The 20,767-nt window shown below is 67.7% G+C and carries 19 protein-coding genes; 7 read left to right on the top strand and 12 right to left on the bottom strand.

What is annotated here, in order from left to right; translation table 11 throughout:
* Window positions 1–161 precede the first annotated feature (161 nt).
* On the top strand, window positions 162–1,376 hold the full coding sequence (locus CFB81_RS23310) for an FAD-dependent monooxygenase (protein WP_089436674.1): 1,215 nt from the start codon (window positions 162–164) through the stop codon (window positions 1,374–1,376).
* A gap of 84 nt (window positions 1,377–1,460) precedes the next feature.
* Here the strand turns inward: CFB81_RS23310 and CFB81_RS23305 are convergent, their stop codons facing one another.
* Window positions 1,461–2,408: an esterase family protein gene (locus CFB81_RS23305; protein WP_069618008.1), complete on the bottom strand. Its 948-nt coding sequence runs from the start codon at window positions 2,406–2,408 to the stop codon at window positions 1,461–1,463.
* 61 nt (window positions 2,409–2,469) lie between these two features.
* Window positions 2,470–3,567 carry an OpgC domain-containing protein gene (locus tag CFB81_RS23300; protein ID WP_069618007.1) on the bottom strand — a complete coding sequence of 366 codons (1,098 nt, stop codon included), beginning with the start codon at window positions 3,565–3,567 and terminating at the stop codon, window positions 2,470–2,472.
* A 379-nt stretch (window positions 3,568–3,946) separates the two neighbouring features.
* On the opposite strand from CFB81_RS23300, the gene CFB81_RS23290 reads away from it, so the two are divergent.
* Window positions 3,947–5,101 (top strand): porin, encoded by a 1,155-nt coding sequence (locus tag CFB81_RS23290; protein ID WP_069618006.1) that lies wholly within the window; start codon window positions 3,947–3,949, stop codon window positions 5,099–5,101.
* A 43-nt stretch (window positions 5,102–5,144) separates the two neighbouring features.
* Here CFB81_RS23290 and CFB81_RS23285 read toward each other — a convergent pair whose 3' ends face one another.
* Window positions 5,145–6,056, bottom strand: a complete 912-nt coding sequence (locus CFB81_RS23285; protein ID WP_089436673.1) for a LysR family transcriptional regulator — start codon at window positions 6,054–6,056, stop codon at window positions 5,145–5,147.
* A 142-nt stretch (window positions 6,057–6,198) separates the two neighbouring features.
* Here CFB81_RS23285 and CFB81_RS23280 point away from each other — a divergent pair, with 142 nt between their 5' ends.
* Window positions 6,199–7,200 carry an aldo/keto reductase gene (locus CFB81_RS23280; protein ID WP_089436672.1) on the top strand — a complete coding sequence of 334 codons (1,002 nt, stop codon included), beginning with the start codon at window positions 6,199–6,201 and terminating at the stop codon, window positions 7,198–7,200.
* A gap of 130 nt (window positions 7,201–7,330) precedes the next feature.
* Window positions 7,331–8,071: a sulfite exporter TauE/SafE family protein gene (locus tag CFB81_RS23275; RefSeq protein ID WP_089436671.1), complete on the top strand. Its 741-nt coding sequence runs from the start codon at window positions 7,331–7,333 to the stop codon at window positions 8,069–8,071.
* A gap of 84 nt (window positions 8,072–8,155) precedes the next feature.
* Here CFB81_RS23275 and CFB81_RS23270 read toward each other — a convergent pair whose 3' ends face one another.
* The 3 genes from CFB81_RS23270 to CFB81_RS23260 all read right to left on the bottom strand — a co-directional run bounded on the left by CFB81_RS23270 (window position 8,156) and on the right by CFB81_RS23260 (window position 12,147).
* The gene (locus tag CFB81_RS23270) at window positions 8,156–10,318 is read right to left on the bottom strand and encodes a hypothetical protein (RefSeq protein ID WP_089436670.1); all 2,163 of its coding nucleotides are present in this window, start codon (window positions 10,316–10,318) and stop codon (window positions 8,156–8,158) included.
* Window positions 10,319–10,817: 499 nt separating this feature from the next.
* Window positions 10,818–11,204 (bottom strand): ester cyclase, encoded by a 387-nt coding sequence (locus CFB81_RS23265; RefSeq protein WP_069618001.1) that lies wholly within the window; start codon window positions 11,202–11,204, stop codon window positions 10,818–10,820.
* Window positions 11,205–11,250: 46 nt separating this feature from the next.
* Window positions 11,251–12,147, bottom strand: coding sequence for a LysR substrate-binding domain-containing protein (locus tag CFB81_RS23260; protein ID WP_069618000.1), 897 nt, complete (start codon window positions 12,145–12,147; stop codon window positions 11,251–11,253).
* Between the two features lie 501 nt (window positions 12,148–12,648).
* Between CFB81_RS23260 and CFB81_RS23255 the strand changes: the two genes are divergently transcribed.
* The 3 genes from CFB81_RS23255 to CFB81_RS23245 all read left to right on the top strand — a co-directional run bounded on the left by CFB81_RS23255 (window position 12,649) and on the right by CFB81_RS23245 (window position 15,626).
* Window positions 12,649–13,533 carry a peptidoglycan DD-metalloendopeptidase family protein gene (locus tag CFB81_RS23255; protein ID WP_089436669.1) on the top strand — a complete coding sequence of 295 codons (885 nt, stop codon included), beginning with the start codon at window positions 12,649–12,651 and terminating at the stop codon, window positions 13,531–13,533.
* A gap of 208 nt (window positions 13,534–13,741) precedes the next feature.
* Window positions 13,742–14,641: a class A beta-lactamase gene (gene bla / locus CFB81_RS23250; RefSeq protein ID WP_089436668.1), complete on the top strand. Its 900-nt coding sequence runs from the start codon at window positions 13,742–13,744 to the stop codon at window positions 14,639–14,641.
* 112 nt (window positions 14,642–14,753) lie between these two features.
* Window positions 14,754–15,626 (top strand): LysR substrate-binding domain-containing protein, encoded by an 873-nt coding sequence (locus CFB81_RS23245; RefSeq protein ID WP_089437114.1) that lies wholly within the window; start codon window positions 14,754–14,756, stop codon window positions 15,624–15,626.
* Window positions 15,627–15,652: 26 nt separating this feature from the next.
* On the opposite strand, the gene CFB81_RS23240 is transcribed toward CFB81_RS23245, so the two are convergent.
* The 6 genes from CFB81_RS23240 to CFB81_RS23215 all read right to left on the bottom strand — a co-directional run bounded on the left by CFB81_RS23240 (window position 15,653) and on the right by CFB81_RS23215 (window position 20,476).
* Entirely contained in the window at window positions 15,653–15,988 is a 336-nt protein-coding gene (locus CFB81_RS23240; protein WP_069617997.1) for a hypothetical protein, read from the bottom strand.
* Between the two features lie 363 nt (window positions 15,989–16,351).
* Entirely contained in the window at window positions 16,352–16,606 is a 255-nt protein-coding gene (locus CFB81_RS23235; RefSeq protein ID WP_069617996.1) for a GlsB/YeaQ/YmgE family stress response membrane protein, read from the bottom strand.
* Between the two features lie 129 nt (window positions 16,607–16,735).
* Entirely contained in the window at window positions 16,736–17,512 is a 777-nt protein-coding gene (locus CFB81_RS23230) for an ABC transporter ATP-binding protein (protein WP_089436667.1), read from the bottom strand.
* Window positions 17,509–18,423 carry an ABC transporter ATP-binding protein gene (locus tag CFB81_RS23225; protein ID WP_089436666.1) on the bottom strand — a complete coding sequence of 305 codons (915 nt, stop codon included), beginning with the start codon at window positions 18,421–18,423 and terminating at the stop codon, window positions 17,509–17,511. The genes CFB81_RS23230 and CFB81_RS23225 overlap by 4 nt, the downstream gene beginning before the upstream one ends.
* A gap of 1 nt (window position 18,424) precedes the next feature.
* Window positions 18,425–19,339: a nickel transporter permease gene (gene nikC / locus CFB81_RS23220; RefSeq protein ID WP_069617993.1), complete on the bottom strand. Its 915-nt coding sequence runs from the start codon at window positions 19,337–19,339 to the stop codon at window positions 18,425–18,427.
* Between the two features lie 66 nt (window positions 19,340–19,405).
* Entirely contained in the window at window positions 19,406–20,476 is a 1,071-nt protein-coding gene (locus CFB81_RS23215; RefSeq protein WP_089436665.1) for an ABC transporter permease, read from the bottom strand.
* Window positions 20,477–20,767: the final 291 nt, after the last annotated feature.

Here is a 20,767-nt window from a genome sequence, read left to right as displayed (position 1 = left end):
GTGCGTGGCCCGGTTCATTGCATTCAGTGATGAAGCAGATTCATTTCATTTTATTGCCGGATAAAAGTCCACTCCTGAAAATACCGATACGGCGCATGCATTCGACATGACCGCCGCGCCCGTCGCACATCTCATATACGCCTATCGGAGACACCTTCATCATGCAGACGAACCTGAAGATTGCGATCGTCGGCGCCGGCATCGGCGGCCTGACCCTCGCGCTCGCCTTGCGCGAGCATGGCATCGACGCGCAACTCTACGAGCAGACCCCTGAATTGCGCGAAGTCGGCGCGGCGGTCGCGTTGTCGGCCAATGCGACGCGCTTCTACGAACGCATGGGCTTGCGCGCGGCCTTCGATGCGGTATGCGCGGACATCCCGGCGCTCGTCTATCGCGACGGGCGCAGCGGCGCGGTGATCGGCCGTCATCGCGGTGCCCCCGACTACCGCCGGCAATTCGGCGGCGCGTACTGGGGCGTGCATCGCGCGGATCTGCAGGCCGTGCTGTCGACGGCGGTCGGCCCCGAGCGCATCCATCTCGGCCATCGTCTGGTCGACCTCGCGCAACACCCCGATCGCGTGACGCTGTCGTTCGACAACGGCACGCAGGTCGACGCCGATCTCGTGATCGGCGCGGACGGCGCGCGTTCGATCACGCGACGCTGGATGCTCGGCTACGACGATGCGCTGTATTCGGGCTGTTCGGGTTTTCGCGGCGTGGTGCCGGCCGCGCGCATGGACCTGCTGCCCGATCCCGACACGATCCAGTTCTGGATCGGGCCGCACGGGCATCTGCTGCACTATCCGATCGGCGACGACGGCGACCAGAATTTCCTGCTGGTCGAGCGGCATCCGTCACCGTGGCCGTCGCGCGACTGGGTCATGCCGGCCGACGAAGGCGAGCAACTGCGTGCGTTCCGGAATTGGCATCCGGCGGTGGTGCAGATGATCACGGCCGTGCCGATCAGCCAGCGCTGGGGGCTGTTTCACCGTCCGCCGCTCGGCCGATGGAGCCGCGGGCGCGTGACGTTGATCGGTGATGCCGCGCATGCGCTGGTGCCGCATCATGGGCAGGGCGCGAATCAATCGATCGAGGATGCGGTGGTGTTGGCCGCGCAATTGGCGAAGGCCGGCCCGGGCAATTGGCGCGAAGCGCAGGAAGCCTACGAGCGGCTGCGTCGCGGCCGGACGCGCAAGGTGCAATACGCATCGATCTCGGCAGCCGACGTGCTGCATCTTCCCGACGGGCCGGCCGCGCAGGCACGCAACGCGCGTCTGGCCGACCGCGATCGCGTGCTGCATCACCTGGACTGGATCCACGATTTCGATGCGCTCGATACGGAGCCGAGCGAGCGGCAGGGCGGGACGTGGCTTTGAGCGGCGGGCACGGCGGCCCTCGACGGCGGTCGGCCGATTACCGATCCGCCAGCCCGAAACGGTCGGCGCAACGGCCGCCGGCCGTCACTTCACGCACTCCAGCGCATACTTCAACCCCTGCCCGAGCAACCCGCGCCAGACGTCCCACGTATGCCCGCCGTCGACGATGCGCAGCTCGGCCGGATTCTGCGCGCGGCGCAGGTGCGTATACAGCACGCTCGATTCCGCCTGGATCGTCAGGTCGTCGTCGCCGGCCGCGATGAACATCGGCACGCGCCAGTTGCGCGCGAAATAGCCGCGCAGCAGCGCCGGGTAGTTCAGCTCGTGCCACACGCGCGAATCGAACTGCCGGTCGCCGAACACGCCGACGTAGCGCGCGGCGGAATTGAGCGGCGGCTCGTTCGCATAGATCGCGGGGCTCAGCAGCATCGCGCCGCAGAACAGCCCCGGTTCGAGCAGCGAGAAGCGCAACGCGCCGAAGCCGCCCATCGACACGCCGCCGATCGCGCGGCCCGCGCGCTGGTTCGACACCGCGAAGTGCGCCTCGACTTCGGGCAGCAGGTCGTTGAGGAACGCGCTCTGCATCTTCTCCTTGCGGTCGACGTACCAGTCGGTGCCGCCCTGCGGCATCACGATCACGACCGGCGGAATGTCGCGGCGCTCGATCAGCGTGTCGGCGGTGGCCTGCAGCCGGCCCTGCGTGACCCAGTCGTTCGCGTTGCCCGCGTTGCCGTGCAGCAGGTACATCACCGGGTAGCGCGCGCCTTCCGGGTTGTAGCCGGGCGGCAGGTAGACCGTGTACGACCAGTCGCGCTTCAGCGACGCCGACCGGAACGTGCGCAGCACGACGCTGCTGCCCGGATTGACGGGCGGCTCCTGCGCGGTCGACGGCGTCGTCGCGGTCTGGACGGCCGGCGGCGCGGGCGATACCCCCGGCGTGGCGGCCGGCGCCGCCGACGGCGGCGTGGCATGGGCGGTGGCGATCGCGCCGGCGATCAGGGCGAGGGCGAACGGGAGGGCGAGTCGGCGCATGGCGAATCGTTTCAGGAGTGGCGCCGGCTATCGTAGCAGCGGCGCATGACGGCGCGGCGCGTCACGGCCGCGAACGGAACGGCAGCCGCGCGACGAGCGGCCCGTAGAGTTTGGCCACGAGATACAGCAGCCCGATCGCGACGGCGTCGGCGGTGAGGCCGAGCGGCACGTCGAGATAGCCTTCGGTCGCCTGATAGAGCAGCGAATCGACCGCGAGCGAAATACCGGTGCCCGCGACGAAGCACAGCAGCCCCTGCCGGCCGATCGTGCCGATCCATGGCATCGCGTGCGCGACTTTCTTCATCCAGCCGAGGTGCACGAGCTTGGCCGCGAGCCACGCGATCGCGAGGAAGTTCACGAGCCGCAGCGCACCGAGGTTCTGCTTGATCGACGGATCGGTCGGGAACGGCTCGATGCGCAGCCGGTAGTACGCGCCGGCGGCGACGATCGCGAGCGCCGCGGCCGTCAGCAGCCAGCCCTGCGGCTTAGGCGCGAGGGTCTGGTAGACGGGCTGGCAGCGCGCGATCACGCCGAGCACGAACAGGAACTGCCAGGCGAACGGGTTGAAATCCCACGGCGCCCCTTCGACGGTCGGCAAGAAGCGTGCGACGTGCGGCGCCGCGTACCACAGCGATCCGCTGAACGCGAGCATCAGCCACGGCTGCGTGCGCGCGAGCGGCAGCGCGAGCGGGACGAGCAGCGCGAAGAACGCGTACATCGGCAGCACCGACGCGAGGTACGGCTGGCGGCGGAACAGCAGGATGTCGCGCAGCGCGGCGAGCGGCTTGTGCAGCAGCCCGTCGAGATCGTTGGTCGGCATGTTCGGGCCGTCGATCGCGAACGCGTTCAGCGCGGCGGTGATCAGCAGCATCAGGCCGGCCGTCACGAGGAACGCGCGGTAGATCTCGAACGCGCGCCGGATGAAACGCTGGCGCGCGGCGGCCTCGTCGTGCCGCTCGGCGAGCGAGTTGTACGCAATGGCGGTCGCGAAGCCGCCGAGGAACACGAACACCTCGGCCGCGTCGCACAGCGCATACGCGTGCAGCGTGACGCGCGACAGGATGCTGCCGCCGATGTGGTCGACGACGATGACGAGCAGCACGAGGCCGCGGAAGAAATCGAGCTCGGCGTAGCGGCCGGCCCGGGCCGGCGCGGTCATCGGAGCGCCTTCCGGCGCGGGCCGCGGGCACGGCCGGCACGCGCCGCGCATGAATCGGGGTGAAGCATGACTTCGTGAAGAAATGGCGAACGGATGCGCATTGTGCCACCGATGCGAAGCCTTCCGGGTTTACGCGGATGGCGGGCCGGCCGGCCGCTGCCGACAAGCCCGGTCGGGCTGTCCGCGCGACGGGGCAGTTGGACGAGCGCAACGCTTTGCGCGCGACCACCCGCACCCGATGGACGGACGATTTGCGTCGTGACACCATTTTGTCCTCACGCGGCCGCACACCGCGTCGTCCGCCCTGCGGGCCACATACAACAGACCAAACATTCGCCGGGCGTTCGGCCAGCCCGGCCCCCGGCTCCGGAGATTCGTCATGAGGAAGCACGTCATTTTTGCCGCCGCGCTCGCTGCCTTCGCCGCGCCGGCCTTTGCCGAGACCAGCGTGACGCTGTACGGCGTGATCGACGAAGGCTTCAATTACACGAACAACGTCAACGTCAATGGGGTCGGAAAGACCAATTACCAGCTCGCGAGCGGCTATGCGCAGGGCAGCCGGTGGGGCCTGAAGGGCAGCGAGGATCTCGGCGGCGGGCTGAAGGCGGTCTTCACGCTGGAAAACGGTTTCGACGTGAACAACGGCCGGCTCGGCCAGGGCGGCCGCATGTTCGGCCGTCAGGCGTTCGTCGGGTTGTCCGAGTCGCGCTTCGGCACGCTGACGTTCGGCCGTCAGTACGATGCCGTCGTCGACTATCTCGCGCCGCTGACCGCGAACGGCAACTGGGGCGGCACGCTGTTCTCGCACCCGTTCGACAACGACAACACGGACAACTCGTTCCGCGTCAACAACACGGTCAAGTACGCGAGCGCCGACTGGAACGGCCTGACGTTCGGCGGCACGTACAGCTTCAGCAACAGCACGGGCTTCTCGAACAACCGCCAGTACAGTATCGGCGCGCAGTATTCGCTGGCCGGGCTGCAGGTCGCGGCCGCGTACCTGCAGGCGAACAACCCGGGCATCGGCAACGCGGGCGCGATCGCGGCCGACGACGCGAACTTCGTCGCCGACCGGCTGCGCATTTTCGGCGGCGGCGTCAACTACACGTTCGGCGCGGCGACGGTCGGCGTCGTCTATACGAAGACCGACGTGAAGAACCCGGTATCGACGGTCTACCTGCCGGCGTCGACGTTCGCCGGCCTTGGGCTGACCGCGACGAAGTTCCAGAACTTCGAGATCAACGGGAAGTACCAGCTCACGCCCGATTTCTACCTGGGCGCGCAGTACGTGTATACGGACGGCAAGTACGATGCCGCAGCCGGCTCGTTCAAGCCGAAGTACCACACGGTCGGCCTGATGGCCGACTACAGCCTGTCGAAGCGCACCGACGTGTACCTGCAGGGCGCGTGGCAGAAGGTGGGCGGCGACAAGACGGGCACGGCGGCCGACGGCGGCTATGTCGTCGGCACGGACGGCCCGTCGGCATCGTCGAACCAGTTCGCGGTGCGCGCCGCGATCCGCCACAAGTTCTGACCGGGTGCCAGGGCCGGGGCGAACGGCCCTGGCACGGCCGTCGTCAGTCCGCCCGGCGCGGGCTGCCGAGCGTTTCCGCGAGCCAGTCGACAAAGATCCGCACGCGCGGCGCGAGATGCCGGCCGGTCGGAAACACCACCGATACGGGCAGCGGCCCCGCGTTCCATTCCGGCAGCACCTCGACCAGCGAGCCGTCGGCGAGCAGCGGCGCGAGCCCGTCGCGCGGCGCCTGGATCAGCCCGAGGCCCGCGAGGCAGCACGCGAGATACGCCTGCGAGCTGTTGACCGACACGACGCTGTGCATCTTCACCGTGTGCATCTCGCCCGAATCCATGTCCGCATATTCCCAGTCCAGTTCGCGGCCCGTGCGGCTCGAGAAATAGCCGACCGCGACGTGGTCCGGCAGATCGTCCGGCGAGCGCGGCGTGCCGTGTCGCGCGAGATACGCGGGCGACGCGCAGTTGATCTGGGCCATCTCGCCGACGCGCCGCGCGACGAGCGACGTGTCGGACAGCACGCCGACCCGCACCGCGCAGTCGATGCCGTCGGCCACGAGATCGACGAAGCGGTCGGTCGTGCTGATCACGATGCGCAGGTCGGGGTAGCGCGCGTGGAAATCCGGCAGCGCCGGAATCACCTGGTTCAGTGCGAACCGTTCGGGCAGGTCGACGCGGATCACGCCGCGCGGCGACGCGCCGGCATCCTCGAACAGCGTTTCCGCGTCGTCGAGGTCGGCGAGCAACTGCACGCAGCGCTCGTAGTAGGTCGCGCCCTCGGCGGTCAGCGCGACGCGCCGCGTCGTGCGTTGCAGCAGGCGGATCTTCAGGTGCTTTTCCAGATACTGGACGGCGTTGCTGACCGTCGGGCGCGGCAGCTGGAGCTGCTCGGCCGCTTTCGTGAAGCTGCCGAGATGGGCGACGCGCGCGAAGACGCGCATTGCTTGCAGATGGTCCATGCGGGCGAGAACCTTGGCGGGAACGGGAACAGGCTCCATTGTTAATCAGCGTCGAATGGTTTGGTGGCGCGTTTCGCGTTTATCGCGCGGCGTCGTGCGGCCAGAATCCGTTGCATCTACTCACCCTTTGAAGGAAACGGACATGGACATGCGTCAACTGGGCCGCACGGGCCCGCAGGTTTCGGCGATCGGGCTCGGCTGCATGGGGATGTCGGATTTCTACGGACCGGCCGACCGGGACGAAAGCATCGCGACGCTGCATGCGGCGCTCGACAACGGCGTCACGCTGCTCGATACGGGCGACTTCTACGGCATGGGCGACAACGAGATGCTGATCCGCGACGCGCTGCGCGGCCGGGCGCGCGACCAGGTGCGCATCAGCGTGAAATTCGGCGCGCTGCGCGATCCGGCCGGCGGGTTCGCCGGCTACGACGCGCGGCCCGCGGCGATCCGGAACTTCGTCGCGTATTCGCTGAAGCGGCTCGGCACCGACTACCTCGACATCTACCGGCCGGCACGCGTCGATCCGGCGGTGCCGATCGAGGAAACGGTCGGCGCGATCGCCGATCTCGTGAAGGCCGGGTACGTGCGTCATATCGGGCTGTCGGAAGCCGGCGCGGACACGATCCGCCGCGCGGCCGCCGTCGCGCCGATCGCCGATCTGCAGATCGAATATTCGTTGCTGTCACGCGGGATCGAGGCCGAAATCCTCCCCGTCTGCCGCGCGCTCGGCATTGGCGTGACGGCCTACGGCGTGCTGTCGCGCGGGCTGCTGGGCGGGCGCTGGAGCGCGGCGCGGCAGGGCGAGCGCGATTTCCGCGCGGCGAGCCCGCGCTTCCAGGGCGAGAACCTCGCGCACAACCTCGCGCTCGTCGACGCGCTGCGCGCGATCGCCGACGAGAAGGGGAGCAATCCGGCGCAGGTCGCGATCGCGTGGGCGCTGTCGCGCGGCGCCGACATCGTGCCGCTGGTCGGCGCGCGCAAGCGCACCCAACTGCAGGACGGTTTGCTGGCGACAGAATTGCAACTAACGGTCGAAGATCTCACACGCATCGAAGCGGCGGTTCCCGCCGGGGCGGCTGCCGGCGACCGCTATCCGGCCGCGCAAATGGTGCACCTCGACAGCGAGCAGGGCCGGGGGTGATCCATGGGGCCGGATCGAGGCCCCGAAAGCGCCGTCCGGCGGGCCCGAGCCAGCCTCAGGCAAAGCCAGATGGCGGGCGGCATGGCGGGCAGGCACCATCGGCGCCGTACTCAACGGACGGAATGCCGCCATGCAAATTCATACGCTGACGATCATCGTGCTGGTTTTCCTGCTGGCCGGCGCGGTCAAGGGCATGATCGGGCTCGGGCTGCCGACGATCGCGATGGGACTGCTGACGCTCGCGATGCCGCCGTCGGCCGCGGCGAGCCTGCTGCTCGTGCCGTCGTTCATCACCAACGTGTGGCAGTTGTGGCTCGGCCCGTCGTTTGGCGCGCTGCTGCGCCGGCTGTGGCCGCTGCTCGCCGGCCTGACGGTCGGTACGCTGACGGGCGTGCTGCCGGCGCTCGCGGCCGGCAGCACGTGGACGCACACGGCGCTCGGCGTCGTGCTGGTGCTTTACGGGCTGTGGGGGCTGGCGGCGGCGCGGCTGCCCGCGCCGGGCCGCCATGAAACATGGCTGTCGGCCGTGGTCGGCTACCTGACGGGCGTCGTGACGGCCGCGACCGGCGTGTTCGTCGTACCGGCCGTGCCGTACCTGCAGGCGCTGCGGCTGTCGAAGGACGATCTGATCCAGGCGCTCGGACTGTCGTTTACCGCATCGACGATCGTGCTCGCGCTGCAGTTGCGCGTCACGGGCGCACTGCAGGCGGTCGATCTCGGCGTGTCGGCGCTCGCGCTCGTGCCCGCGCTGGCAGGGATGGCCGGCGGGCAATATGCGCGGCGCATGATGAGCGAGAAGACGTTCAAGCGTTGCTTCTTCGTCGGACTGATTGCGCTCGGTGCGTATATGGCGGGATCGGGATGGTGGTGAACGCGTCCCCCGGGCGCTGAATGATCCCGAAGCCGGTTTCGGCAACCGGCTTCGGGAACGGTCGCGGGAGCGCGGTCGTGCCGCTTACGCCGGATCGGCGTACCTCAGCGTCCACCCGACCGTGCGGGTCGCGCCCGCGCCGAGCGCGAACGGTTTCGTCGTGCACGCGAAGTTCGAATGCAGTTGCCCGATCGGCGTCGTCGACAGCGGATTCGTCGCGCCGTTCGCCGTGTCGAAGGCGGACAGCGCGCAGTTGTCGAACCCGGATGCCGCATAGCCGGTCGCGGCGCTGTTCGCGTACGTCACCGACACGCCGTCGCCGTTGGCCTGCGTCGACGCGAAATCCGCGAACGACGTGAAGTCCGTCTCGACCGCGAGGTTGCCCGCGAGCGTGCCCGAACTCAGCGTATCGCTGCGCGAGACCGTGCCGTGCGCGAACGTCAGCACCGTGTGCACCTGCAGGTCGAGATCCGTCGTGTACGCGGCATTCTTCGACGCGAGGCGGAACTTCGTCGTATCGAACGACACGATCACCTCGCCGTTGCTTTGCTGCACGTTCAGGTTCTTGTAGTAAGTGACGGGAATGTAGGTCTTCGCGTTGTACGTCACCTGCGGCAGCAGCAGCGCATAGCCGAGGTCGGTCGTGCCGTAGATCAGCTTGTCGGAGAACGGCACCGGGTAATACGGCGTGTACGCGTTGTAGTCGGGTGCCTGGCTGAGGTTCAGGTTGATCACGCGTCGGCCGTCGCGCACGGTGAGCAGCGCGGCGCTGTACGGATGCGCGGCATCACCCGGCTCGTTGTACCAGGTGAGCGTGTAGCGCGGCAGCGCGTCGAGCCATGCGCGGTAGTCCGCATCGGCCATCGGCGCCTGGCCGCCGAAGCCGAGCTTGTTCCACCATGCGTTCACGTACAGGTACTGGTGCAGCAGGCTGAAGTTCTCGCCCATCACGCGCGGCTTGCCGCGATACGTGTCGGTGCCGCGGCCCTTGACCCACATGTTCACGGACGGCGTCGGCAGCGACGGGTCGTACCAGTACGTGTCGAAACGACGCGCGGCCTGGTAGATGAATGCATACGCAACCTGTTTCTCGCGATCGGTCAGCACGCCTGCATTGGCTGCGGCCGTCAGCACTTCCATGAACGCGGAATCGCCGTACGGGCCGATCGAGCGGCCGTAGTTGAAGCCCTGGCCGTCGGCGTTCAGCTGCGGCAGGATCAGGTCGACCGACTTGCGCAGATAGCCCTTCAGCTCCGGCGTCAGGTTCGCTTCGTTGCCCATCTCGAACGTGCGCTCGACCACCTCGCCGATCAGCAGCGTGCTGTAGCGGTCGAAGCGCGCCTGGTCATAGTAAGTCGTGTGCGTGTTCGACGCTTCGTCGGAGAACCCGCCCGACGAATCGTGGCGGATGTGGTTCGTCAGCGTGTACAGCAGCGCGTCGCGTGCGCTCATCGTCGCGACCGCCGGATCGGTCTTCGATGCGAAGGACGGGCTGCTCCAGCCAAGCTTCTGGCGCAGCCCGGCAATGCCGTAGGAGACCGCATAGTAGTTCTGCGCGGTGTTCAGCGACGCGATGTCGATCGGCGTGCCGGCGGCCGGACACGTCGTGGTCTTGCCGCTCGCATCGGGGCCGAACATGTCGCAGAACGTGAGCCGCTGCTGCAGCGTCGCGAGCATCGCGTCGCTGAAGACTTCGTTGAGCATCCCGTGCGCCTTCAGGTTGTTCAGCGCGACGAGGTAGTAGTACTCGCCCCACGACGTGTTCGCATACGCATAGTTGCCGCCCGACTGCGCCATCATCGCGGTCGTGATCGTCTGGTACGTCGCGAGGTAGCTCGCGTATTGCGGGTCGTTCTTCGACTTCATGTCGATCAGGATGTACGACAGGCCGAGCGCGAGCTTGCCGGGCAGGAATTTGTCGCCGGTGTTCGTGTCGAGCACATGGACGGGCGTGCCGTCGCCGAGATCCATCACGACCTGCGTGAAATCGGGCGATTTCCGGATCAGGTCGAACAGCGCGCGCATCTGGCCCATCATCGTGACGGGGATGTTCGTGCCGGCCGGCACGCTGGTGTCGGGCGCGCCGTAGACGAGCGCCTGCAGCGAGTTCGCTGCGAGCGCGGGCGGGGTGGAGGTCGGGGGCGACGACGGCGTGTCGGTCACGTCGTTGCCGCCGCACGCGCTCACGAGCACGACGGAAAGGGCGCTGAGCGCGGCGCCGAGCGTGAATCTGCTGCGCGGATGCATGGTGTCTCCAATTTTGAATAGTGGTGAAGCACGGGCACGTGTCGCCGATGCCGCGCTCGGTGCCCGTACCCGGCGTCCGCCTCGCCAACCCTGATCCCTGAAGACGGACGCCTGAATCGCAAATCGAGCAGGCAAGCGTTCCCCTGCGCGGGCCATGACGGATCCCTCGCTCGAGCGTTGGAAAACGTTTTCCAAATTAGGCATCGATCCGCGTGATGTCAATGAACTTTCACATCGGATGCGCCGGTAGAAACCCGAATAGGGGAAGCGGGGCGTACGGGAGAAGAATCGGAATTACGCGTCAATCGCCGGGATTTTTATCTCGATGATCGCGTGGTCAGCGCGGGAGCGAAGCTTTGGGGGAACGGGCGGAAGCATGGGGCGGGAAACGGGTTCTCGTTGCACGAAGAGAGAAAACGTTATCCACAAGAATCGAACTGCAGCGAACCGCTCACGGCCACTCGCCACCGCAGGCGACGAGCCGCCGTTTCGACGACGTTCAAAGCTGCTTCTCGATCGCCGCCTTGTCGATCACCGACCATACCTGGCGGATCTTGCCTTCGTGAAACTCGTAGAACACGTTCTCGGCGAACGTGACCTTGCGGCCGTCGACGGCGAGCCCCATGAACGTCCCTTTCGGCGAACACGCGAAGCGAAGGCGGCACGCGACCCGCGGCGGCTCGCACACGAGCAGCCGGATGTCGAAGCGCAGGTCGGGAATGTCGCGGAAGTCCTGTTCCAGCATCGCGCGGTAACCGGCGAGGCCGAGCGGCCGGTCGTTGTGGATCACGTCGTCGGACACGTACTCGCCGAGCGCCGTCCAGTCCTGTCGGTTCAGGCAGTCGATATACGCGCGATAGCGGGTGGCGAGATCGATATCGGTCATGGTCAAGTCTCCGTATGTCGATGGGGCGAGCCGGGCGCGGTGCGCGTTACGGCGGCGGTGCGTCGCCCGACAGGAACGCGACGAACTCGCGCGTGTACTTCGGCAGCGCGTCGAACGACCGCGCGCAGAGCGTCAGTTTCCGATGGCTCCACGGATCGGACAACTCGACGAGCCGCACGTCCATCGTCTGCATCGCGCGCTCGGCCGCATGCCGCGACACGATGCCGATGCCCACGCCGCTCGCGATCACGCGGCAGATCGCGTCGAAGCTCTTCAACTGCACGCGATAGCGGATCCGCTTGCCGAGCGCGCGTGCCTGATCGGCGAGATGCACCTGCAGCGCGCTGCCGTCGGTGAGGCCGATGAAGTCTTCGCCGGCGATGTCGTCGAACGCGACCTTGTCGTGCGACGCGAGCGGATGCGCGGCCGGCACGACGACGATCAGCCAGTCTTCGCGGAACGGTTTCTGTTCGAGCCCGCCGAGCCCGACCGAATCGGCGACGATGCCGACCTCGGCCGTCTTGTTGCGGATCGCATGCACGATCTCCTGGCTCGAGCGTTCCTCGACGCTGATCGACAGCTTCGGATGGCGCGGCAGGTAATCGGCCAGTGCATCGGGCAGGTATTCGCTCAGCGACGCGGTGTTGCACAGCAGCCGGATATGGCCGCGCAGCCCCTGGCCGTATTGCTGCAGTTCGCCGCGCATGTGATCGATCTGCTGCAGCACGGTGCGCGCGTGATGTTCGAGCGCGCGGCCCGCGTCGGTTGCCTGCGCGCCCGACTTGGTCCGGTGCAGCAGCGGCACGCCAAGCTCGTCCTCCATCCCGCGAATACGCTCGCTCGCGGCCTGCAGCGTGATGTGCGTGCGTTCGGCGCCGCCCGTGATCGTGCCGGCTTCGCAGATGTTCAGGAAGAGCCGCAGGTCGGTCAGGTCGAAGCGCATGATGGGCGGAGCGATGGGTGGGGAATGGCCGATAAGTTAGCAGGAACCGCGGCGCCGGTCTCAGGGGTAGCCTGAGACCCGGTTCGCCGCTTCCGCATTTTCGGGGCGCGACCGACGGCCGATCATGGACGCACATCAACCGGGGAGCCCGTCATGCAGATCGATTCGTCATGGGGCGTGTCGTTCAAGATCGCGCTGCATCTGCTGTTCCTGTGCATCGGTGTCGCGTGGGCCGGTGCCCAATTCGTCGCATGGTTGCGGTGAATATCGTCGCACCAAGGCTATCAAGGCGAACCGGCCATAGTTTTTTGCGACGAAAATTCTTCCGTTTTTCGGCGCAAGCGCCATCAAGTTTTTCCGAATCGGACCGTATTACCGGTAGCGAATGCCGGCCGGCATCCGGTCCGTGATCGTTTGTCATCATTGTTTGCATCCGGTTACACGTCGGCCGTTCCGTTTTTGAGATGCTTGAAAGATTGTCAAACCGGAGTCGGATCGTCCATGAAAACGCGCGAGATTCACCGCAAGGCGGCGTGGCTGTCGGGCCTGGCCGCCGTGCTCGTCATGGCCGGTTGTGCAAATACGCAGTCCGTTCCGCCGAGCGACACGCTCGCGGCGCAGCCCTCTGATTCGAGCTCGTCCGCCGCGGCGACGCCGGCCGCCACGATGCCGGCCGCGCCGATTCTCGTCGCGCGGAAGTACGTCGTGAAACGCGGCGACACGCTGACGGGCATCGCCTCCGCGAACGATTGCAGCGTGGCCGACTTGCGTACCTGGAACAAGCTGGCCGGGAACGGCAGGCTGCGCACGGGGCAGGTGCTGCGGATCGTCAAGCAGCAGCCGCTGCCGCCCGCGGGCGCGGCCGGCACGCAGGCCGTCGCGGGCAATGGCGCGGCGGGTAATCAGGCCACCGCGCAGGCGACTGCGCAGATAGCGTCGCAAGCCACTTCGCCGGCCAGCGCGTCGACCGCGAGCGACCGTCAGGTCGTCAAGGAAACGAAGCGCCACGCGGGCGGCGTCGCGCTCAAGTGGCCCGCAAACGGCAAGATCGTCGAAGGGTTCCGGCCCGGGCAGAACCGCGGCATCCAGATCGCCGGCCGGCCGGGCGACCCGGTCCGCGCCGCGGCCGACGGGCGCGTGATGTATGCGGGCACCGGCCTGAACGATTACGGCAGCCTGATCATCGTCCAGCACAACGCGGATTTCCTGACCGCCTATGCGCACAACCGCAAGCTGCTCGTGAAGACGGGCGACATCGTGCATCAGGGCGATGCGATCGCCGAGATGGGCGACCTCGACAATTCGCGCGTCGCGCTGCTGTTCGAGGTGCGACGCGACGGCAAGCCGGTGAATCCGATGCCGTACCTGCCTTCGTCGCAAGGGTGAAGTCGGGCCGTTTCGCTGGAACGCGACGGCGGTCGCTGCTACGCTAGGCGTTCATGCGAATCCCGCCAGCGCGCGGGGCCGACGGACGTCTTTCGGGGATGCGCGGCGAATGTCGTCGCGGGCCGGCCGTCGGCGTGAACGGTCGCGCGTCGTCGACGCGCGGCAGTGTCGCTTCGCGCCACCGTTTCCGACAGAACAGACCTCATTCATGGAACACTCTCCGACACGCCGCTCGCTGTTGCTTGCCGCCGTTGCCGCACCGTTCGTCGCCGCGTGCACGTCCGCGCCGGTCGCCGACCAGGGGCGCGCCCATACCGCACAAGCCGAACTCGCCGCGCTCGAAAAAGCCTCGAACGGGCGGCTCGGCGTCGCCGCGCTCGATACGTCGAACGGCGTGCGCATCGCGCACCATGCGCGCGAGCGCTTCCCGCTGTGCGGCACGTACGCAGTTGTGGCGGCCGCCGCGATGCTCGCGCGCGGCGCGCTCGACGCATCGCTGCTGCCGCGCCGCATCCTGTACCGCCGCTATGAAATCGTATCCGGCTCGCCGGTGACGGAGAGCCACGTCGACACCGGCATGACGATCGCGCAGCTGTGCGCGGCGATGTTGCAGTCCGGCGACAAGGGCGCGGGCAACCTGCTGATGAGCGTGCTCGGCGGCCCACAGGCCGTCACGGCGTTCGCGCGCGAATGCGGCGACACCACCTTCCGCCTCGATCATTGGGAACCCGAACTCAACAAGGCCGCGCCCGGCGACGAGCGCGACACGTCGACGCCGGTCGCGATGGTCGACACGCTGCAGCGGCTGCTGCTCGGCGACATGCTGCGCGAACCGCAGCGCGCGCAACTGACCGAATGGATGGTCGGCGGCGCACGCGGCGCGACCGGCATCGCGGCGGGCGTGCCGCCCGGCTGGCGCGTTGCCGACAAGGCCGGCACCGGCGGCTTCGGCACGACGACCGACGTCGCGGTGCTGTGGCCGCCGTCGCGCGCGCCGATCGTGATGGCCGTGTCGTTCACGCAGCCGGATGCCGCTGCCGCGGCGCGCGCGGACGTCGTCGCATCGGCGGCGCGCATCGCGGCGGGCGCGCTGACCGCGACGGCCTGAACCTTCGGCGTCTCGCGCGAAGCCGGCGTTTGGCTTATCGTGTCGGTCAGTGCGCGCCGGCGTCGGCGCGCGGTCCTTCCGCGTCGTTTTCCGTTCCCGTTTCCCGTTCGCCATGCGCCGACTTCCACCCCTGCACGCGCTGCAGATCTTCTCGACGGTGGCTCGCCACCGCAGCTTCACGCGCGCGGCCGAGCAGCTGTGCATCACGCAGGGCGCGGTGAGCCGGCAGATCCAGACGCTCGAGGCGCACTACGGTTTTCCGCTGTTCAGGCGGCATGCGAAGGGCCTCACGTTGACGGCCGAGGGCGAGCAGTTGTTGCCGGTGGTCGAAGAGAGCTTCGCGCGGATCGAGGACATCTCGATGAAGCTCACGCGGCAGCGCACCGATCTCGCGCTGAAGGTGCCGACCTGCGTGATGCGCTGGATGCTGCCGCGCATCATGCGCTTCCAGGGCGAACATCCCGATCTCCACGTGCAGATCACGACCGCGTGGCAGCACGTCGTCGATTTCTCGAGCGAGCCGTTCGATGCGGCGATCGTCTACGGGACGTCGCCGGGCCCGGGCGTCGTCGCGCTGCCGCTGTTCGACGAGCGGCTCACGCCCGTTTGCGCGCCCGAGCTGCGGCAGGCGTCGCCGCTCGGCGCGGTCGGCGATCTCGCGCGCCATACGCTGCTGCATCCGACGCGCGACCACCGCGACTGGCGCGCATGGCTCGACCATGCGGGCGAGCGCGGCGTCGATCCCGCGCGCGGGCCGACGTTCGACACGCTCGATCTCGCGACGAATGCGGCGATGCAGGGCTTCGGCGTCGCGATCGGCGACGTGACGCTCGTCGATGACGACGTCAGCGCGCGCCGGCTCGAACGGCCGTTCGACATCGTGCTCGAAACGGGCGCACGCTACTTCTTCGTCTATCCCGAGAACCTCGGCAGCCAGCAGAAGATCCGCGCGTTCAGCGACTGGATCGCGCGCCATCGCGACTGACGCGCGACGTTCTCCCGCAGCGAGCGTTACTGGTAGGTGACGACGGCGATCATCGGCGCGTTCGCGTTGCCCGGACGATCAGGTAAAACGATTGCGCGGGAGGCCTGCGTAAAGGTCGTGGTCTTGATCGGGCGCAGGCTGGCCGCGTCGACGAACGCGACTTGCCCGCTCGCCGGGCGCGGGCAGTCGGGGCGCACGTGCGCATGCGCGGCGTCGGTCGTGTCGAGCGCGAACGAGCACGGCGGCTCGACGATCATGCCGGTGAAGTGGATGATGCCGGACGCGCCGGCGGCAAATGACGAGGACGAGACCAGAAGCGAGGCAGCCAGGGCAAACGAGGCGGCAAACAGGCGATGCTTCATGACAGGCTCCAGAGAGGAAGCGCGTCGCAGCGAGGCCGCTCGAATGGCAGTCCGTCAACGCTGCGGTGCTGTATGCGTAAACGGCAATTTCATCGAACCTCTTGAGTGAGAAACCGGAAATAGCGACGACGAGCAAACGACGCCGCGTTCCTTCAATCAATTTATCTCAAATTTGTGCGGCCGCAAGTCAGGGTATTGCCGATGACGTAAGCTCGGGTGACACGCGTCAATGGATGCGGGATTCGCAGGTGAATCGTCGAGGGCTCAACGAATCGGCAATCCTGAGGAGGACGATTCACCAAAAGAAAACGGCCGCTCGCGTGAGACGAGCGGCCGTTTGCGTCGGAGCGCGGCGTGCGGTGTTCAGCCCGCGCGCTTGCGGATCGCACCCACGACGACGAGCAGCACGATCGCGCCGATGATCGACGCGATCCAGCCCGCGCCCTGGCCCGGCGCATACCAGCCGGCCGCGCGGCCGACGTAGCCGGCGACCAGCGAGCCGATGACGCCGAGCACGATGGTCATCAGGATGCCCATCTTGTCGTCGCCCGGCTTGAACGCGCGGGCGAGGAGGCCGACGATGAGCCCGACGACCAGGGTTTCGATGAATTGCAGCATGAACGCCTCCCTATGGCTGTTGCGCTGTTGACGAAAGGAAGTTGACCCTTGCAGTGCGCAAGGGTTCCACACGACGGCCGGCCGCCGCGTGGCGTGCCGAGTATCGCATGCCGGCGCGTCGTGTGGATGTCAGGCTGCCGGCACACCGGCTGCCGGATCGAGCCGGCGATACCCTTCGGTCGCATTCAGCAGCGTGCGCGTGTAGTCGCGTGCAACCTGCCCGGCCCGCACGTCCTCGATCCGCAGCTGTTCGACGATCTCGCCGTGCTGCATCACCGCGACGCGCTGGCACAGGAAGCCGATCACCGCGAGGTTGTGGCTGACGAGGATCATCGTCAGGTTGCGTTCGCGATGCAGGCGGCGCAGCAGGTTCAGGATTTCCGCCTGCACCGATACGTCGAGCGCGGAGGTCGGCTCGTCGAGCAGCAGCACGCGCGGCTCGACGATCAGCGCACGCGCGATCGCCACGCGCTGCCGCTGGCCGCCCGACAATTGGTGCGGATAGCGGAAGCGGAACGACGGGCCGAGGCCGACTTCGGACAGCGCGCGGGCGATCCGCGCGTCGGCGTCGCCGATCGCATGGATCGACAGCGGCTCGCGCAGCGTCTGGTCGACCGTGAAGCGCGGATGCAGCGAAGCGTACGGATCCTGGAACACCATCTGCACGTGCCGGCGGAATGCGCGATCGGGCGTGCCGCCGACAGGCTGGCCATCGATCGACAGGCTGCCGCCCGCGAGCGGCACGAGGCCGGTCAGCGCGCGCAGCAGCGTCGACTTGCCGGAGCCCGATTCGCCGACGAGCCCGAACACTTCGCCGTCGCGCACCGCGAAGCTCGCGTCGCGCACCGCGTCGACGTGACCCGTGCGGGTCGGGAAACGGATCGATACGTGATCGACGTCGATCATCTCGAGGCCTCCTGGGGACCGGCGAGCGCGGCGGTCGGCGGCATTGCTTCGAGCCATGCCGGGTCACGCCGCAGCACCGGCAGTTCGTCGGGCGGGTTCGCGAGCGGCGGATTCGCCGCGAGCAGCCCGCGCGTATAGGGATGCGACGCGTCGCGCAGATCGCGCGCGGCGCAGGTTTCGACCACGCGGCCCGCATACATCACCGCGACGCGGTCGCAGAACGACATCACGAGCGGCAGGTCGTGGCTGATGAACATCAGGCCCGTGTCGTGCCGCGCGATCATCGCGTCGAGCACCGCGAGCACCTGCATCGACACCGCGACGTCGAGCGCGGACGTCGGCTCGTCGGCGATCAGGAGGCGCGGGCCCGTCGACACCATCATCGCGATCATCACGCGCTGGCCCATGCCGCCCGACAGCTCGTGCGGATACGCATCGGCGACGCGCGCCGGATCGCGGATCTGCACGGCCGCGAGCGCGTCGACGATCCGCTCGCGCAGCGCGCGGCCGCGCAAGCCGGGCTCGTGCCGCCGGAACGCTTCGCCCATCTGCTTCGCGACCGTCATCACCGGGTTCAGCGAATATTTCGGGTCCTGCAGGATCATCCCCATCTGGCCGCCGCACAGGCGCCGGCGTTCGCGCGGCGACATCGCGAGCAGGTCGTGGCCCGCGAAGCGCATCGTGCGCGCCGACCAGCGCGCGGCGTCGGGCAGCAGGCCGAGCAGCGCGCGGCCGGTCAGCGATTTGCCGGAGCCCGATTCGCCGACGATGCCGAGCCGCTCGCCGGGCGCGAGCGTCAGCGACAGGTCGCGCACCGCGTCGGTGACGACGCCGTCGTGCCCGCGAAAACCGATCTTCAGCCCGTCGATCTCGCAGAGCGGTGCCGGTGCGGCGGTGGAATTCAATGACATGTCACGCTCCATGACGCGGATCGAAGACGTCGCGCAGCCCGTCGCCGAGCAGGTTGAACGCGAGGCTGACGAGCAGGATCGCGATACCGGGCAGCGTCGCGACCCACCATGCGTCGAGCAGCACGTTGCGGCCCGACGCGACCATGAAGCCCCATTCCGGGCTCGGCGGCTGCGCACCGAGGCCGAGAAAGCCGAGGCCCGCGACGGTCAGGATGATGCCGGCCATGTCGAGCGTCGCGCGCACGATCACCGACGACATGCACAGCGGCATGATGTAGCGCAGCAGGATGCGCGGGCCCGACGCGCCTTGCAGCCGCGCCGCATGAATGTAATCGGCCTGCGCGATGCGGATCGTCTCCGCGCGCGCGAGCCGAGCATACGCGGGCCACGCGGTGATCGAGATCGCGACGACCGCGTTGATCACGCCGGGGCCGAGCGCGGCCGCGAAGGCGAGCGCGAGCACGATCTTCGGGAACGCGAGCGCGATGTCGGTGATGCGCATCAGCACGCTGTCGACGAACCCGCCGCAATAGCCGGCCGTCGTGCCGATCAGCAGGCCGATCGGCACGACGATCACGACGACGAGCAAGGCGATGCCGAGCGTCAGGCGCGACCCGGCGATCAGCCGCGAGAGGATGTCGCGGCCGAGCTGGTCGGTGCCGAACCAGTGCGACGGCGAGCCGGGCGGCAGCAGCCGGTCGGACAGCACCTGGCGCAGCGGATCGTGCGGCATGATCAGCGGGCCGATGATCGCGACGACGATCAGCGCGACCAGGATCGCGAGCCCGAACAGGTTGAGCGGATTCGTGGCGAACCGGCGCCAGCGGCGGTACGCGAGGCCGAACGCGGCCTGCGAGCGCGACGCGGGCGCATCGGACAGCAGCCACGCGCGCAGGGTGAGACGCTCGGCATTCATGATCGAGTGGCCTTCGGCATGGGTGCAACAGGAAGCAGGATGAAAACGGTCATATCGAAGCGGCCCTCAGCGCGCACGCGGATCGAACACGCGGTACAGCGCGTCGGTCAGCAGGTTGACGGTGATGAACATCGCGCCGATCACGAGCGTCGCGCCGAGCACCGCGTTCATGTCGGCGTTCAGCAGCGCGCCGGTCAGGTACGAGCCGAGCCCCGGCCACGCGAACACGATCTCGGTCAGCACCGAGCCTTCGAGCAGGTTGCTGTACGTGAGCGCGATCACGGTGAGCAGCGGCACCGCGATGTTGCCGAACGCATGCCGCCAGATCACGCGGCGCTCGGACAAACCCTTCGCGCGCGCGGTGACGATGTATTCCTGGCTCAGTTGGTCGAGCATGAAAGAGCGCGTCATCCGGCTCAGGTATGCGACCGAGTAGTAGCCGAGGATCGCGGCTGGCAGCGCGATGTGCGATACCGCGTTGCGGAACACGTCCCACTCGCCGGCGAGCGCCGCGTCGATCAGCAGGCTCCCCGTGCGCGGGTCGACCATTCCGTCGTACACGGGATCGAGCCGGCCGGGCCCGCCGACCCAGTGCAGCCGCGCATAGAACAGCAGCAGCCCCATCAGCCCGAGCCAGAACACGGGTACCGAATTGCCGATCAGCCCGACGAAGCGTGCGACGTGATCGATCGGCCGGTTGTGTTTCACCGCAGCCGCGACGCCGAGCGGCACGCCGATCGCGATGCCGATCAGCGTCGCGATCGTCGCGAGTTCGAGCGTGGCCGGAAACACGCGCCTGATGTCGTCGAGCACCGGGTTCGCGGTCAGCAGCGACATGCCGAGATTGCCGTGCAGCACGTCGCGTGCGTAGATCAGGAACTGCGTGGCGAGCGGCTTGTCGAGGCCGAGTGCGATGCGCTCGGCCGCGTACGCGTCGGCCGACGCGCGATCGCCGAGGATCGCGAGCACGGGATCGATCGGTACCTTGCGGCCGATCACGAACGTCAGCGCGAGCAGCCCCGCGAACGTGACGGCGAGCGTGAGCGCCCAGCGCAGCACGCGCAGCGTCCAGCGTACGGCCGGGCGCCGCGCGGGCAGCGTGCGCAGGGCTTCGAGGGAGGAGGCGGGAGTCGACATGCGGTGAATCTTAGCGCTTCTTCGGGAGGCGGCGCCACACAGTATCCATATATTCGAAGCGCGCTGATGCCCTCGACGCAACCCCCGGGCCAAATGGACCGCTCGCCGCCGTTCGAATCAAGAAAACGAAACTGGTGCGGTCGAATCATTCGATATTGATTTTGGGCGGGCCAGAGAATCAAAAGTCACTCTATTTAACAATTTTATTGAAGGCCTCGTATACGTAGTAACGGAAGCTGGATTTTTCGCGTTGCAGCTTCTGCGCCCTTTCGATCAAAGTTGCTGGTGCAA

This window comes from Burkholderia sp. AU28863, from assembly GCF_002223195.1.
Classification (GTDB): Bacteria; Pseudomonadota; Gammaproteobacteria; order Burkholderiales; family Burkholderiaceae; genus Burkholderia; species Burkholderia sola.
Note: the sequence above shows the minus strand (reverse complement) of the source record. Positions and strands in the feature narration are given on the sequence as shown.

Bases quoted from the DNA above. Each gene is read 5' to 3' on its own strand.
- CFB81_RS23310 (WP_089436674.1), top strand. From the start codon at position 162: ATGCAGACGAACCTGAAGATTGCGATCGTCGGCGCCGGCATCGGCGGC.
- CFB81_RS23305 (WP_069618008.1), bottom strand. From the start codon at position 2,408: ATGCGCCGACTCGCCCTCCCGTTCGCCCTCGCCCTGATCGCCGGCGCG.
- CFB81_RS23300 (WP_069618007.1), bottom strand. From the start codon at position 3,567: ATGACCGCGCCGGCCCGGGCCGGCCGCTACGCCGAGCTCGATTTCTTC.
- CFB81_RS23290 (WP_069618006.1), top strand. From the start codon at position 3,947: ATGAGGAAGCACGTCATTTTTGCCGCCGCGCTCGCTGCCTTCGCCGCG.
- CFB81_RS23285 (WP_089436673.1), bottom strand. From the start codon at position 6,056: ATGGACCATCTGCAAGCAATGCGCGTCTTCGCGCGCGTCGCCCATCTC.
- CFB81_RS23280 (WP_089436672.1), top strand. From the start codon at position 6,199: ATGGACATGCGTCAACTGGGCCGCACGGGCCCGCAGGTTTCGGCGATC.
- CFB81_RS23275 (WP_089436671.1), top strand. From the start codon at position 7,331: ATGCAAATTCATACGCTGACGATCATCGTGCTGGTTTTCCTGCTGGCC.
- CFB81_RS23270 (WP_089436670.1), bottom strand. From the start codon at position 10,318: ATGCATCCGCGCAGCAGATTCACGCTCGGCGCCGCGCTCAGCGCCCTT.
- CFB81_RS23265 (WP_069618001.1), bottom strand. From the start codon at position 11,204: ATGACCGATATCGATCTCGCCACCCGCTATCGCGCGTATATCGACTGC.
- CFB81_RS23260 (WP_069618000.1), bottom strand. From the start codon at position 12,147: ATGCGCTTCGACCTGACCGACCTGCGGCTCTTCCTGAACATCTGCGAA.
- CFB81_RS23255 (WP_089436669.1), top strand. From the start codon at position 12,649: ATGAAAACGCGCGAGATTCACCGCAAGGCGGCGTGGCTGTCGGGCCTG.
- bla (WP_089436668.1), top strand. From the start codon at position 13,742: ATGGAACACTCTCCGACACGCCGCTCGCTGTTGCTTGCCGCCGTTGCC.
- CFB81_RS23245 (WP_089437114.1), top strand. From the start codon at position 14,754: ATGCGCCGACTTCCACCCCTGCACGCGCTGCAGATCTTCTCGACGGTG.
- CFB81_RS23240 (WP_069617997.1), bottom strand. From the start codon at position 15,988: ATGAAGCATCGCCTGTTTGCCGCCTCGTTTGCCCTGGCTGCCTCGCTT.
- CFB81_RS23235 (WP_069617996.1), bottom strand. From the start codon at position 16,606: ATGCTGCAATTCATCGAAACCCTGGTCGTCGGGCTCATCGTCGGCCTC.
- CFB81_RS23230 (WP_089436667.1), bottom strand. From the start codon at position 17,512: ATGATCGACGTCGATCACGTATCGATCCGTTTCCCGACCCGCACGGGT.
- CFB81_RS23225 (WP_089436666.1), bottom strand. From the start codon at position 18,423: ATGTCATTGAATTCCACCGCCGCACCGGCACCGCTCTGCGAGATCGAC.
- nikC (WP_069617993.1), bottom strand. From the start codon at position 19,339: ATGAATGCCGAGCGTCTCACCCTGCGCGCGTGGCTGCTGTCCGATGCG.
- CFB81_RS23215 (WP_089436665.1), bottom strand. From the start codon at position 20,476: ATGTCGACTCCCGCCTCCTCCCTCGAAGCCCTGCGCACGCTGCCCGCG.